Annotated in this window: 11 protein-coding genes; 6 read left to right on the forward strand and 5 right to left on the reverse strand. The window is 69.2% G+C overall.

The annotated features are described in order from the left end of the window. The first annotated feature begins 53 nt into the window (after positions 1-53). Together CEK29_RS10530 and arsC are read left to right on the forward strand one after the other, a co-directional pair. The gene (locus CEK29_RS10530; RefSeq protein WP_094799576.1) at positions 54-1,511 is read left to right on the forward strand and encodes a CoA transferase; all 1,458 of its coding nucleotides are present in this window, start codon (positions 54-56) and stop codon (positions 1,509-1,511) included. Between the two features lie 106 nt (positions 1,512-1,617). After that, positions 1,618-1,968: an arsenate reductase (glutaredoxin) gene (gene arsC, locus CEK29_RS10535; RefSeq protein ID WP_094799577.1), complete on the forward strand. Its 351-nt coding sequence runs from the start codon at positions 1,618-1,620 to the stop codon at positions 1,966-1,968. A gap of 150 nt (positions 1,969-2,118) precedes the next feature. Here the strand turns inward: arsC and CEK29_RS10540 are convergent, their stop codons facing one another. Continuing rightward, positions 2,119-2,700, reverse strand: a complete 582-nt coding sequence (locus CEK29_RS10540; protein ID WP_094799578.1) for a peroxiredoxin — start codon at positions 2,698-2,700, stop codon at positions 2,119-2,121. 201 nt (positions 2,701-2,901) lie between these two features. Between CEK29_RS10540 and CEK29_RS24165 the strand changes: the two genes are divergently transcribed. After that, on the forward strand, positions 2,902-3,531 hold the full coding sequence (locus tag CEK29_RS24165) for a hypothetical protein (RefSeq protein WP_094858047.1): 630 nt from the start codon (positions 2,902-2,904) through the stop codon (positions 3,529-3,531). 126 nt (positions 3,532-3,657) lie between these two features. Here the strand turns inward: CEK29_RS24165 and CEK29_RS24095 are convergent, their stop codons facing one another. The 3 genes from CEK29_RS24095 to CEK29_RS10560 form a co-directional block, all read right to left on the reverse strand. Beyond that, positions 3,658-5,166, reverse strand: coding sequence for a hypothetical protein (locus CEK29_RS24095; protein ID WP_255176126.1), 1,509 nt, complete (start codon positions 5,164-5,166; stop codon positions 3,658-3,660). A gap of 241 nt (positions 5,167-5,407) precedes the next feature. Continuing rightward, positions 5,408-5,815 (reverse strand): DoxX family protein, encoded by a 408-nt coding sequence (locus CEK29_RS10555; RefSeq protein ID WP_094799580.1) that lies wholly within the window; start codon positions 5,813-5,815, stop codon positions 5,408-5,410. 162 nt (positions 5,816-5,977) lie between these two features. Further along, positions 5,978-6,931 carry an aldo/keto reductase gene (locus CEK29_RS10560; RefSeq protein ID WP_094858048.1) on the reverse strand — a complete coding sequence of 318 codons (954 nt, stop codon included), beginning with the start codon at positions 6,929-6,931 and terminating at the stop codon, positions 5,978-5,980. A gap of 406 nt (positions 6,932-7,337) precedes the next feature. Between CEK29_RS10560 and CEK29_RS10565 the strand changes: the two genes are divergently transcribed. Further along, positions 7,338-8,096 (forward strand): class I SAM-dependent methyltransferase, encoded by a 759-nt coding sequence (locus tag CEK29_RS10565; RefSeq protein WP_255176127.1) that lies wholly within the window; start codon positions 7,338-7,340, stop codon positions 8,094-8,096. 233 nt (positions 8,097-8,329) lie between these two features. Here the strand turns inward: CEK29_RS10565 and CEK29_RS10570 are convergent, their stop codons facing one another. Continuing rightward, positions 8,330-8,755, reverse strand: a complete 426-nt coding sequence (locus CEK29_RS10570) for a universal stress protein (protein ID WP_094858049.1) — start codon at positions 8,753-8,755, stop codon at positions 8,330-8,332. A gap of 299 nt (positions 8,756-9,054) precedes the next feature. Here CEK29_RS10570 and CEK29_RS10575 point away from each other — a divergent pair, with 299 nt between their 5' ends. Together CEK29_RS10575 and CEK29_RS10580 are read left to right on the forward strand one after the other, a co-directional pair. Continuing rightward, positions 9,055-9,711, forward strand: a complete 657-nt coding sequence (locus CEK29_RS10575; RefSeq protein WP_094858050.1) for a TetR/AcrR family transcriptional regulator — start codon at positions 9,055-9,057, stop codon at positions 9,709-9,711. Between the two features lie 385 nt (positions 9,712-10,096). Next, the gene (locus tag CEK29_RS10580; protein WP_094799584.1) at positions 10,097-13,138 is read left to right on the forward strand and encodes a GAF domain-containing protein; all 3,042 of its coding nucleotides are present in this window, start codon (positions 10,097-10,099) and stop codon (positions 13,136-13,138) included. Positions 13,139-13,154: the final 16 nt, after the last annotated feature.

The raw sequence follows: 13,154 nt of genomic DNA on the forward strand, positions 1-13,154 counted from the left end.
AGTTCTGTAATCCAGGTGCTGGAAAAGTGAGAACGACGCGTGGAACGAAGGCTATGGGAAATTTGATGGATTTGCGCTCCCCCTTTTCGCGGGGACAAGCGAAAACCAACTCGACGGGCAAGACGGCACTGCACGCCCTGCAGAACATCTGGCGTGGCGCCGATCTTCCGGATGAGTCGCTGGAGCACGTGGTGCTTCGCGGCACGGAGCCCGTGTTGCCCTCGTCGTTCGCGGTGGGCACCGCGGCGCAGGCCAGCATCGCCGCGGCTGCGCTGGCGGCCGCCGAGATCTGGCATCTGCGCGGCAAGCCGCGCCAGACCGTCTCCCTGGACATGCTGCATGCCGCCCAGGAGTGCCGCAGCCACTTCCTGATCAATGGCATCGCGCCCAATATCTGGGATCCGATCACGGGCGTCTATCCCTGTGGCGATGGCGGATGGGTCCGAATTCATGCCAATTTCGCGCATCATCGCGACGGCGCACTGGCCTTGCTGGGCTGCGCGCCGGGCGATGGCTCCACGCGAGCCACCGTAGAGCAGGCGCTCACCCGTTGGCGCGCGTTCGATTTCGAGCAAGTGGCCGCCGACGCGGGGCTCGCGGTCGCGGCCATGCGCAGCTTCGACGAGTGGGACGCCCATCCGCAGTCGCTGGCGCTCGCGTCCGAACCGCTGGTCGCCATCGAGCGCATCGGTGACGCCGACCCGCGACCGTTGCCCAAGTACGGCCACGAGGCCCGCCCGCTGCAGGGTATCCGCGTGCTCGACCTCACCCGCATCATCGCGGGCCCGGTCTGCGGCCGCGCACTGGCCGCCTACGGCGCGGACGTGATGCTGGTGAACTCGCCGCATCTTCCGAACATCGACAACATCATCGACACCAGCCGCGGCAAGCTTTCGGTGCATGCCGACCTCGAGACCGCCGATGGCCGGATCGCCTTGGGCAATCTGCTGCGCAGCGCGCACGTCTTCGTGCAGGGCTATCGGCCCGGTGGCATGGCCGCGCTCGGATTCGGTCCCGAAGAAGTGGCCCGCATCCGGCCCGGCGCGGTCTACGTGTCCTTGTCGGCTTACGGCTCCCAGGGTCCGTGGTCGGCGCGGCGCGGATTCGATTCGCTGGTGCAGACCGCGACGGGCTTCAATCACGCCGAAGCGCAGGCAGCCGGACAGGCGCAGCCCAAGCCGCTGCCGGTGCAGATCCTCGACCACGCCAGCGGGTATTTGATGGCGTTCGGTGCGCTGGCCGCGCTGGCGCGTCAGAGCACCGAAGGCGGCAGCTGGCATGTGCGCGTGTCGCTCGCCCGCACCGCCGCGTGGCTGCGCAGCCTGGGCCGCGTGGCGGACGGGCTTGCCTGTCCCTTGCCCGATATCGAAGGCCTGCTCGACACCGAGACCTCGGGCTTCGGCTCGCTGCGCGCGGTGCGTCATGCCGCGCAATTCTCGGCCACGCCGGCACGCTGGACGCGGCCCTCGGTGCCGCCCGGCACCCATCCGACGGTATGGCCGTTCAACTGAAGGGGTAAGGCACCGGCCGGCGCGCGGCCGGGGTAGACTGGGCGCTTGTTTCAGCAAGCCGCGCGGGCGCGCTTCGGCAGCACCGCGCAACCTCTGAGGAGCCCTCATGTCCGCCACCATCTATCACAACCCGCGTTGCAGTACCTCGCGCAACGTGTTGCAGGCCCTGCGGGACGCGGGGATCGAACCCACCATCATCGAGTATCTCAAGACGCCGCCGTCGCGCCCCACGCTGGCCGGGCTGATTCAGCAGTCGGGACTGTCCGTGCGCGAGGCCGTGCGCAGCAAAGAGTCGCTCTACGACGTGCTCGGCCTGGGCGAGCCCGGTGTCGACGACGAAGCCTTGCTCGACGCGATGGTCGAGAACCCCATCCTGATCAACCGCCCGTTCGTCGTGACCGAGCGCGGCGCGCGCCTGTGCCGCCCGGCCGAGCGGGTGCAGGAAATCCTGCCCTGAGCGACGCGACGCGCCGCGGCCGGGTCGTGGTCCGCAACGCAAGTGGCCCCGCGCAAGCGGGGCCACTTTTTTGTGAACGGGTCGCGCGGGTCCGTTGCGCCTGCAACGATCCGCACAGGTCCCGGCACGTGGCCGGGACCGGACGCGCGCTCAGGACGGCTGCTTCGCCTTCCAGTCCTGCACGGCCTTGAGCGTGTTGGTCACGTGGTGCTCGAAGTTGCTGTCGGTATGGCTGTACACGATCTCGCCCTTGGGCGAGATGACGTACGAGGTGCGCTTGGAGCGCGCGGGGTCGCGGCTGGAGGTGACTTCGTAGGCCTTGATGATGTCGGCGGTGCCCGCGGCCACGGGAAACTTGCCACCGCACTCGCTGACCGAGAATTTCTGCAGCGTCTGGATGTCGTCGCCCGATACGCCGACCACGCTGGCCCCGAGCGCCTTGTACTGATCGATGGCCTCGGCGAACGCGCGCGCCTCGAGCGAGCAGCCCTGGGTGAACGCCGCGGGGTAGAAGTAGAGGACCACGGGGCCGTCGCGCAACGCCGCGCCGAGGTCGTAGCGGAACACCTTGCCGGCGAGGGCCGCTTCGGTGGAGAACGTGGGGGCCTTGGCGCCCGCCGGCAGCTCGGCATGCGCCGCGCCGGAAAGCGATAGGGCGGTCAGCGCGGTGCTCAGCGCCAGACCATGCAAGACGCGCAGGCCGCGCAGTTTGCCGAAAGAAAAGACGGACATGAAGGACTCCTGGCGGCCCGTGCGGCAGGGGTTTCTGTCGCAATCCTCGCAGGCCTTGCGTTAATTTATAGACAGATGTTTCTCCGGTCCAGTTACGCGCCGATCCCGTACACATTCGTTTACGTGGGCCCGTTGACCGGTGCGTGCCGATCAGGGAGTCTGAGGGGGTCTAAACCGCGTCATCACGGCAAGGAGGATGTCATGAACCAACTCGAACAATCGCGTGTCCGTCCGCTGTCCCGTATCTTGTCCCGCCCGGTGCTGGCCGCGAGCCTGACCGCCGCCATGGTGTTCGGCGCTGGCGCCGCGCACGCGCAGGGCTGGCAGCCGCCGGCCCCTGGCGCCGCCACGCCTACGCAGACGTATCAGACGCCGCCGGCCCAGCAGCCTGGCTATCAGACGCCGGCCCCGCAGCCGGGCTATCAGAATGCGCCGGCCGCGCCCCAACCCGGCTACCAGACGCCGCCGCCTGCGCCGCAGCCCGGCTACCAGACGCCCCCGCCGGCGCCGCAGCCGGGTTACCAGACCCCGCCGCCCCGCCCGGGCTATCAGACTCCGCCGCCGCCTCCGGCTGGCGCGGCCGCACCGATGGGCGCCCCCGCGCCGGCGCCGGTGGCCTTGCCGGGCGATCCGCCGCAATGGCACCGCGAGGACGTGACGCCCAAGCAGCGTTACGAAACCAAGCGCAAGGAAGCCGTGAATGGCTACGATGAGTCGCGCAAGCAGTGCCGCGCGATGGGCGCTGCCGAGCGCAAGGGTTGCGAAGCCGAAGCGCGCCGCAACTACAACGACGATCTCGCCGCGGCAAAGCGTGAGCTCGACGGCAAGTAATCGCGACGGCTTGCGCGGCCCGCGCTGACGACCCTGCGCCCGCGACGGCCGGGGTTGTGCAGTTGGTTGCGCATGCAACCAAAAGAGAAAAGGCATCGGATCTTCCGATGCCTTTTTTCGTTAGGCTTAGCCGCGATCGGAGCGGGGGCCGCCGCCACCGCCACCGCCGCCACCGCCCCGATCGCCGCCTCCGCCCCCGCGACCGCCGCCGTCGCCGCGATCATTGCCGCGAGGCGCTGCGCGCTCCGGACCGCGCTGTTGCTGCGGCTGTCCGGCGTTGGGATTTTGGGGCCGCGCCTCGCGCTGGGGGGGCGGACGGCTTTCGCGTTGCGGCGGCCGCTCGGCCTGGGGCCGTCCGGAACCTCCGCCGGCGCCGGGCTGGCCACCGTCCGGCCGGGGGCGCGACGGCCGGGCCGCGTCAGGCCGGGTCGCGCCAGGCCGCGCCGCGTCAGGCCGCCCCGAGTCGGGTCGCCCTGTGTCGGGTCGCCCCGAGTCGGGTCGCGCCGTGTCGGGTCGGCCCTGGCCCGGGCGGTTGTCGGGCCCACGCCACGTTTCCGGTCGCGTGGGCGAGGGCGTCGGCGCGGGCCGCGAGAAGCCGGGGTGCCCGTTGGGCAGCGGCGGCTGCGGCCGCGGCGTGAGTTGTCCGCCGTCGGGGCGATTGGGGTTGGGCCGTAGCTGGCCGTTGTCGGGACGATTCGGATTGGGGGTGAGGTTGTCGCGATCCGGGCGCTGCGGGTTCGGACGCGTGCTCCATTCCTGTCCCGGGCGGCCGCCTTGCGCGACATTGCCGCGGCCAGGTTGCCCGTCGTCCCAACGCCGTCCGTCGCGGGGGCCGCCGATCGGCCGGTCGTCGGCCATGCGCGCCGGCCCGTTGCCATGACCGTAGCGCTGGCCGCGTTCGTTGCCGGCCCAGCGCGCGTGATCGAACTGCGCCTGCGTGGGCGGGCGGTGGCGCTCGTTGCGCGCGGCAAGCTCCTGCGGGCTCGGCGCGCGCTGGATGCCGCGCGGGCCGCCGTGATAGCTGATGCGGCCGCGGTCGTAGTCGTGCACGTCGATACGGCGATCGTAGACGTACTTCACGCGGGTGACGTTGACCATGGTGACGGCGCGGTTGTAGTAGAAGCGGTCCGCGTTCCAGTAGCCGCCCACGTAGCCGAAGCCGAGGTAGCCATAGCCGTAGTTGATGCCGCCATAGAAGCCCACGTGAGGACCCCAGTAGCCGGGGTTCCAGCGGTAGTAGCTGGTGTCGTAGGCCCAGTATCCCGGGGTCCAGAGCGCGCCGGCATACGGCGCGATGACCCAGGCGCCGGGCACCCAGTAAAAGCCGATGGCGTTGCGGGCCCAGTAACCGGGCACCCAGATATAGCCATCTCCGGGCACCGGAGGCTGCTGATAGGCCGGCAGCGGCGGCGGGGCTTCCTGAGAGATGGACACCGGCGCCATGTTGGCGGTGGCCGGATCGGTGCCCTGAGCCGCGGGGTAGGCGGCGTCGTAAGCGGGATCGTAGCCGGGCGCATAGGCGGGATCGGCAACCTGGGCCTGCGCGCAGGCCGCCAGCAGGGGCAGGACGAGCGGCAAGGCCAGCCGGCCGGCGTGGCGGGGCAGCGCGAGCGGGGAAAGACGAGGGATCTTCATGGTGCGGGTCCGGGTGGCGCGCCGGCAGGCGGCGCCGAGTCTGGATGCTTCCATTAGGCCACCGTGCGCGGGCCGCGTGCATCGATGTAATGGATGAGAAACACCTTTAATCGGTGACCGGCATTGACAATTGTTGCAGCGGCGGCCGACGCGCGACGCCGGTGCGGCTCTCCTGCGCGTCGACGGCGCGCATAAAAAAACCGGCCGGCGCTCGCGCACCGGCCGGTTGTCCAAGCCAGGATCAGTTCCAGCGGCCGCCGGAGCCGGCGAGGCTGAAGCGGCCCGCGCCCATGAACATCAGCGCCAGCGCCGTGAACAGGAACATGCCCTGCAGCTCGATCTGCCAGCCGCCGGTCTGGGCGTTGAGCGCCGCGATCTGATGGCTGTGGGCCAGCAGGATCGCAACCACCATGTTGACGGCGATGATGAGCGCGCCGAGGCGCGTGTAGATGCCCAGGATGATGAGCAGGGGGCCAACGATTTCGCCCACATAGGCGCCGTAGGCCAGGAAGGCAGGCAGGCCGTGCTGCGAGAGCATGCCGGCGATGCCGCCCACGCCGCTGCTCAGTTTGAACAGGCCATGCAGCAGGATCAGGATGCCCAGGGCGAGACGCAGGATCAGCTTGCCAGTGTCGTCGGATTTAATCATGGTAGGAACTCGGCTAGTAGAGGTGTTAGAGATCTGACGCGGGACGGGACAGTGTCGGGCGCAAGAGCGCGAGTCAGAGCCGGGCCTGGGTCGGAAAGTTCCGCGAAAAGCGGCTCATTATTGCAAATTCCGCGCAAGTGGAATAGCTATACCGAGGGATGGCTAACGTAGCGCTTCCAACTTGTCTTTCCACCAGCCGGGCTCCGGAATCGTGCCGGTGCCCGCCGCCAGGTTGTCGCGCATGTGGCGCACACGCGCGGTGCCCGGAATGGCACAGGTCACGGCGGGCTGCGACAACACGAATTTCAGCAGCACCTGCGCCCAGGAGCCCGCGCCGATCTCGCCGGCCCAGCCGGGCAGCGGCCGGTCCGCCAGGCGGCGCAGCAGGCCACCGCCCCCGAACGGGCGGTTGATGATCACCGCCACGCCGCGCTCCGCGGCGAGCGGCAGGATGCGTCGTGCCGCCTCGCGGTCGTCGGCGGCGTAATTGATCTGCAGAAAGTCGAGCTTTTCCTGGCGCAGCACCGCCTCCACCTGATCGTAGGCGCTCGAGGTGTAGTGCGTGATGCCGAGATAGCGGATGCGGCCGTCGGCCTGCCACTGCCGCAGTTGCGGCAGATGGGTGCGCCAGTCCAGCAGGTTGTGGATCTGCATGAGATCGATGTGATCGGTGCGCAGCAGCCGGAACGAGTCTTCCATCTGGGCGATGCCCGCGGCCCGGCCACTGGTCCAGACCTTGGTGGCGAGAAAGGTGCGGTCACGCAGGCCCAGGCGCTGCACGATCTCGCCGGTGACGGCTTCGGCGCGCCCGTACATCGGCGAGCTGTCGAGCACCGATCCGCCGCCGTCGACCAGCGCCCGGACCACGCCGTCGAGCTCGCCACCCGCGGCCTTGCCCTCGGCGGCATCGAAGCCGATGTAGGTGCCGCAGCCGATGACGGGAAGCAACGCGCCGCTCGACGGGATCCTGCGCCGCGCGAGCGCGGAGGCGGACTGCCCGTGCGCCGGCAGCACACGCGTACCCGCGGCGACGGCGCAGGCGGCGAGGCCGGCGCGCAGCAGGCGGGCGCGAGCCGGATTGGACGGCGCGTCGGCGGGGGCAGGGCGAAGGGACATGCGTACTCCTATAGGACGGCCAGTGGGCGGCGGCAGCCTGCGCCACCGCGGCGGTGCGGGCCGCGGCCACGGCTGGTGCGCACGGTACGGCCGCGCGCGGCGCTCTGCGCAGTAGATCACGGGGGCCGCACGCTTGCCCATCCCCCAGGGCTGGCGGACTGTGCGCCAGCGGTGGCGGCTGCCGTCGAAGCCCGGGCCTGTCGTACCTGGCGCCCGGGAAGCGTCCGATCGTTTTGATGCGAGACTTAGGGATTACGCTCGAATGGTAAGCGCGGCGGGGGCGGGGGGTAGCGTGCGTAACAGGTCTGGGGCACCATGTGGCCCGCGCGATCCGCACGGGATGCGCAGTGGGGCCGGCTATCCGGGCCCGCTCAACCCTCCGCCACCCGAGAGCCTGTCAGACCCGATGTCGTCTTCGTCTTCATCCTCGTTTGCCTCGACCCATCACGACGCCGGTGGCCGCCACAAGATCAAGCCGTACCATGCGACGGTGTTGTCCATCCTCGGCGAGATGGGCGCGCAACGGGTGCTCGATGCACCGTGCGGCCAAGGCTGGCTCGGCCAGGCGCTCAAGCAGCAGGGGCGCTCGCTGCACCTCGACGGCCTGGGGCTGTGGGAGTTTCCGGAAGCCGATGACGGCTACGCCAGCGCCCGCGAGCACGACCTCGACACGCCGCTGCCGTCGGACTGCCAGCAGTACGACGCCGTGGTCTGCGGCGAAGCCTTGCATCTGGTGCGCAATCCGGGGCTGTTGCTCGATGGTTTCGTGCAAGCGGTACGGCCCGGCGGCAGGATCATCATCACGACGCCGAACACCTGGAATCTGGCCAGCCGGCTGCAGTATTTCCTGCGCGGCTATCACTCGGGATTCCGCCCGTGCGTCGGGCTGAAGCGCGGCGACTATATCCCGTACTTTCCGTTTTCGTTCCCGCAGCTGCACCTGTTCCTGGACAGCGCCGGCCTGCAGGATATCCAGCTGCACGAGGTGAACGAACCCAAGCCGCGCCGCATGCGCGAACGGCTGCTGGCGCTGCCGGCCAAGATGTACCTGTCCGGACGCCGCCGGCGCGCGGCCGACGCGTACGAGCGCGATTACTGGACCCAGGCCGCGCGCGACCAGGCGCTGCACGGGCGTTGGCTCGTGATGTCAGGGAAAAAAGGGTAAACAAAAAGGGTTGGGCCACCACGCTGCGCCTTCGGCTTGCTGCCCCCGGAGGGGGCGCTTTTTTCCTTGGGGCGGCCCAGCGAGGAAAATGCCCCCACGCTGCGCCTTCGGCTTGCTGCCCCCCGAGGGGGCGCTTTTTTCCTCGGGGCGGCCCAGCGGAAAAAAAATAGCCCCGGCCGCGCCGATCCCGCGCGTGCCGGGGCTGTGCGCATCGTCGCGATGCGCGCTGCTGTTTACTTGATGAGGGTGACCGGCACTTCGGCCACGTGGATCACCTTGCGCGCCACGGAGCCGAGCACCAGGCCGGCGACGGCGCCCAGGCCGCGCGTGCCCATCACGATGCGGTCGCAGCCGTGTTCTTTGGCGGCGGTGGCGATGGTTTCGCCGAGCTGGCCGCTGCGCATTTCCGATTTGTACGACACGCCGCTCGCCTCGGCGCGCTTGACGGCTTCTTCGAGCGCGGTCTTGGCCTCGGCGGCGTAGTACTCGTCGATCTCGTTATTGCGCAGGAACATCTTGGCGTGGCCGGACACGATGGGCACCTGCACGTTGAGCAGGTAGAGCTCGGCGCTGGCACTGTCTTTCGCCATGGCGATGGCGTTGTCGAGCGCTCGCAGGGAGCAGTCCGAACCGTCGATGGGAACCTGGATCTTGAGCATGATGGTCTCTTCCTTAGTATGCGGCGGGGTCGCCGGCGGGCGCCCCGTGCGCCTGCCTCCCCGCTCGTAACCCGCAAGTCCAGGATAGCAAAGTAGAAAGTTCGTGCCTTGCGCACGATCAAATAGTGTGTATCGGCATGTCGCGAGCCTTTCCAATGCGCGCCCCGCGGGCCCGAACGGCGTCGGGAACGCGGTTTCGGCACACTGCTTGCGGCGCGTTTGATACAGATCAATGAATCGACCGGGCGGTCGGATTTCAATGGGGCATCACTGTAAATGCCGGCCGCTCGCCGCCCCTCATGGACACTCGCCACGCCCCCGCCTCGATCCCGTCCGGCCACTTGCCGGTTCGTCGCCGGCTCCCGCCCGCCCTGCGCATACACCAGATCCTGGATGCGGCGCTGGTGCAGTTCGCCGAAGGCGGCTATGCCGAGACGCGCATGGACGACATCGCCCGCCGCGCGGGCCTGTCCAAAGGAGGGCTGTACGCGCATTTCCGCAGCAAAGAGCGCGTGTTCGAAGCGCTGCTCGAACGCGGCCTGGCGCCGCTGCCGCTGGATGTGGCCGCGCTGGTAGATTTCGCGCCGGATCTGCGCACCCTGATCGAGCGCTTCCTGGCCCAGGTCTATGAGTGGATCGGGCAGCCCGACCGGATTCGCGTTCTGCGGCTGCTGCTGACCGAAAGCCAGCGTGTGCCCGAACTGGTGCAGCGCTGGCGTGAAGAAGCGGTGGCGCAACATCTGCGCGCCGTCACCGACATGCTCCGGCGCGCGCGCGAGCGCGGCTTGTGCGGCGATACGGTGCTGATCGAACAACCCTGGCTCGCGCTCTCGCCGCTGGTCCACGGCATCGTGCTCACGCTGACCGAGCCGCCCGGCAGCACGGCCGGCTGGATCGAGCGCCGCGACGCCCATGTCCGGCTGCTGTGCGAGGTGCTGGGCGCCACCGCGCGCTGAGCGCCGCAGCGGGCACGCTCTGCCCGGAACGCGTGGTCCCTGACCCGCGCAGGCGCCCCCCCACGGCGTCATCTCCCGCCCGCTATTGAGGCGCCGGCGCGCCACCGCGCAACGCGGCGGCGAGGGTGCGCCGTGCCCGCCCGCGCGGGGGCGGCTGCCCCACTCGGTTACCATGCGGAGTCCGGTCACTGTTTCTCCGCCCTATGTCCCGCTCCCTCAGAGCGACCGCCGGTCGCTATTCCCGCATGGCACATCGTTTGCTGGCGCCCGCGGGCCGGGCAGGACTTGGCGCATGCCGTCATCCGCAATACAGTCGGCATAGGATACGAAGCACCGTTTTGGGGAGGCCGATGGGCAGAATGGTTGCAGGCGCGGGAGGGCAAGCATGCTGAGCAAGGGCGACCAGGTCAGCAATCCATGGACCGATACCCTGGCGCGTCTCGAAGACGAGCGCGTCATGCTGCAACGCATTGCCGCGGGCGTGCCGCTCGCGGATGTGCTGGCGCATGTGCTGCATGCGGTCGAGGCGCAGTCCAGTGTTCCGTTGCGCACGGCGATTTCGTTTCTGGACGACACCGGCGAGCACCTGATCGATGTCGTGGGGCCGAGCCTGCCGCAGGCCTATCTCGACACCATCGAGCAGGCGCCGATCGGGCCGACCGTGGCGTCGTGGGGCGCGGCCGCGTATTTCTGTGCGCCGGTCTATGTCGATGACATCGCTCAGCATCCCAACTGGACGGCCTGGCGCGACGAGGCGCTGGCCCATGGCCTGCGCGCCTGCTGGTCCACGCCGATCCGCGCCACCGATGGCCGCGTGCTCGGCGTCTTCTCGAATTACTACCTGACGCCGCACACGCCCTCCGCGCAGGACATCGACGCGATCGCGCTGGTGACGCGCACCGCGGCCCTGGTGATCGAACGCTACATGAGCGATCGCGCGCTGCGCCGCAGCAGCGAGCGGTGGCGCGGCATCTTCGAACGCATGCAGGAAGGCTTCTTCCTGAGCGAGGCGATCCGCGACCGCAATGGCCAGATCACCGACTTCCGCTTTCTCGAGGTGAATCCGGCGCTCGAACGCCAGAGCGGCCTGCGCGCGGGCGACACGCTGGGACGCACGCTGCGCGAGATGTTTCCGCGCGTGCCCGACCAGATCATGCAGACCTTCATCAACGTGGTGGAGACGGGCGAACCGGCGCAGTTCGAGATCGCCGTGCCCGGCCCGCGCGAGGGCTGGTACGAGGCGCGCGCCCGGCGCGAAGGCCACGATCAGCTCACCGCGCTGTTTCTCGACGTCTCCGCGCGCAAGGCGGCCGAGGCCGAGCTTTGGGAAGGGCAGCACCGCAAGAGCTTTCTGCTGACGCTGGGCGATACGCTGCGCAATCAGCAAGGCCAGCACGAGATCGAAACGACGGCCTGCGAGGCCCTGGGCCGCCACCTGGGGCTGGGCGTGTCGGCCGTGGTCGATGTCGAGGCCGACGACCGCGTGACGCTCTCGACCTGCTGGTTCGCCCACGGTGAAGACGAGCTCGAGCCGGATGCGTTGGCCAATCAGCTGAGCAGCGAATTCCGCGAAGCCGTGCGCAGCGGCAAGACCGCGTATCTCGCGCCGTTTCTCACCACCGCCACGGGCACCGCGCATCCGAGCGCGCTCGCGGTGCCGATGCGCCGGTGGGGCCGCATGGGCGGCGCGCTGTATGTGCGGCCCAGCGCCGGCGGACGCATCAAGGGCAACGACATCGCGTTCATCGAAGAGGTGGCCGAACGCGTCTGCGACGCCATCGAGCGCGCGGGCTATTCCAAGATGCTCGAGCAGCGCGTGGAATTCGCGATCGCCGAACGCGACCGCATCTGGCGCCTGTCGCCCGAGCTGCTGGCCGTCGTCAACGCCGAGGGCCGCTTCATCAGCGTGAATCCGGCCGTCCGATCGATTCTGGGCTGGAGCCCGGATCAGTTTCTGTCGATGCCGCTGGCCGAGCTGGTGCACGCCGAAGACCTCGCCGACACGCTGGCCGCGTTCAGTCCGCCGCAACCGGGTCAGCTGGGCGCGCGCCACCTCGAAAGCCGGCTGCTCAATCGCAACGGCAGCTATAGCTGGATCACCTGGAGCATGGCCCAGACCCAGGGCATGCTGTACCTGGCGGGCCGCGACGATACCGAAATGAAGGCGCAGGCCGAGGCGCTGGCCCAGACGGCCGACGCCCTGCGCCAATCGCAGAAGATGGAGGCGGTGGGCCGCCTCACGGGCGGCATCGCCCACGATTTCAACAACATGCTGCAGGGGATCTCCGGCGCGCTCTACCTGATCCGCCGCAAGCTGGCGTCGGGCAAGGTCGATGAGGTCGAACGCTTTATCAACACGGCCATGGAGTCGACCGAGCGCGCCGCACGGCTCACGCAGCGGCTGCTGACATTCTCGCGCCGCCAGCCCATCGATCCCAAACCGCTGTCGCCGGCCCGGGTGTTGACCTCGATGGAGGATTTGTTCCGCCGCTACATCGGCGAGCACGTCGCGCTGGTGCTGGACTTCGCCGACGATCTGGCGGGCGTTCGTTGCGATGGCAACCAACTCGAAAACGCGCTGCTCAATCTGGTGATCAACGGCCGTGACGCGATGCCCGATGGCGGCACGCTGCGCATTCGCGCCGAGAATCGCCGTCTCGAGCCGGTCGTGACGCGGCAGTTTCCCGAACTGGTGCCGGGCGAGTATGTCGCGCTGTCGGTCATCGATACCGGCGTCGGCATGCCGCCCGACGTGGTCGCGCAGGCCTTCGATCCGTTCTTCACCACCAAGCCGCTGGGCGAGGGCACGGGCCTCGGCCTGTCGATGATCTATGGCTTCGCGCAGCAGGCCGGCGGCGTGGCCACCATCCAGAGCGCGCCGGGCCGCGGCACGACGGTCACCATCTTCCTGCCGCGTTACGACGGTGTCGTGACGGAAGTGCCGCCCGATGTCTTCGACGCGAGCGTGGGCCCGGTCGGCGATCCGCATGCCGTGGTGGCGCTGGTGGAAGACGATGCCGGCGTGCGCGAGATGGTGCGCGCCAGCCTGGAGCAGCTGCAGGTGCGCGTGATCACGGCGGCGGATGGCGAAGCGGGCCGCAACATGGTGTGCAACGCGCCGCGCGTCGACGTGCTGCTGACCGACGTCGGACTGCCGGGCCTGAACGGGCGTCAGCTGGCCGACGCGGCGCGCATCACCCATCCGCACGTGAAGATCATCCTCATGACCGGCTACGCCGAGAATGCGGCGCGCGGCAAGGGCTTTCTCGATGAGGGCATGGAGCTCATCGTGAAGCCGTTCCACATGGAAGAGCTGACGCAGCGCGTGAGTCGCGTGCTGCGTCAGCAGCAGATGCGCCAGCTCACGGGCCCGGACGGGGCGGCCGGGGCCGTGGCGCCCGAACCGCCCGCCTCCGACGTGGCCTGAACCCGCAGGGAGCCGG

This window comes from Bordetella genomosp. 5, assembly GCF_002261475.1.
Taxonomy (GTDB): domain Bacteria; phylum Pseudomonadota; class Gammaproteobacteria; order Burkholderiales; family Burkholderiaceae_B; genus Bordetella.

Excerpts from the sequence above, each read along its gene's own strand:
- CEK29_RS10530 (WP_094799576.1), top strand. The coding sequence starts at position 54 with ATGGGAAATTTGATGGATTTGCGCTCCCCCTTTTCGCGGGGACAAGCG.
- arsC (WP_094799577.1), top strand. The coding sequence starts at position 1,618 with ATGTCCGCCACCATCTATCACAACCCGCGTTGCAGTACCTCGCGCAAC.
- CEK29_RS10540 (WP_094799578.1), bottom strand. The coding sequence starts at position 2,700 with ATGTCCGTCTTTTCTTTCGGCAAACTGCGCGGCCTGCGCGTCTTGCAT.
- CEK29_RS24165 (WP_094858047.1), top strand. The coding sequence starts at position 2,902 with ATGAACCAACTCGAACAATCGCGTGTCCGTCCGCTGTCCCGTATCTTG.
- CEK29_RS24095 (WP_255176126.1), bottom strand. The coding sequence starts at position 5,166 with ATGAAGATCCCTCGTCTTTCCCCGCTCGCGCTGCCCCGCCACGCCGGC.
- CEK29_RS10555 (WP_094799580.1), bottom strand. The coding sequence starts at position 5,815 with ATGATTAAATCCGACGACACTGGCAAGCTGATCCTGCGTCTCGCCCTG.
- CEK29_RS10560 (WP_094858048.1), bottom strand. The coding sequence starts at position 6,931 with ATGTCCCTTCGCCCTGCCCCCGCCGACGCGCCGTCCAATCCGGCTCGC.
- CEK29_RS10565 (WP_255176127.1), top strand. The coding sequence starts at position 7,338 with ATGTCGTCTTCGTCTTCATCCTCGTTTGCCTCGACCCATCACGACGCC.
- CEK29_RS10570 (WP_094858049.1), bottom strand. The coding sequence starts at position 8,755 with ATGCTCAAGATCCAGGTTCCCATCGACGGTTCGGACTGCTCCCTGCGA.
- CEK29_RS10575 (WP_094858050.1), top strand. The coding sequence starts at position 9,055 with ATGGACACTCGCCACGCCCCCGCCTCGATCCCGTCCGGCCACTTGCCG.
- CEK29_RS10580 (WP_094799584.1), top strand. The coding sequence starts at position 10,097 with ATGCTGAGCAAGGGCGACCAGGTCAGCAATCCATGGACCGATACCCTG.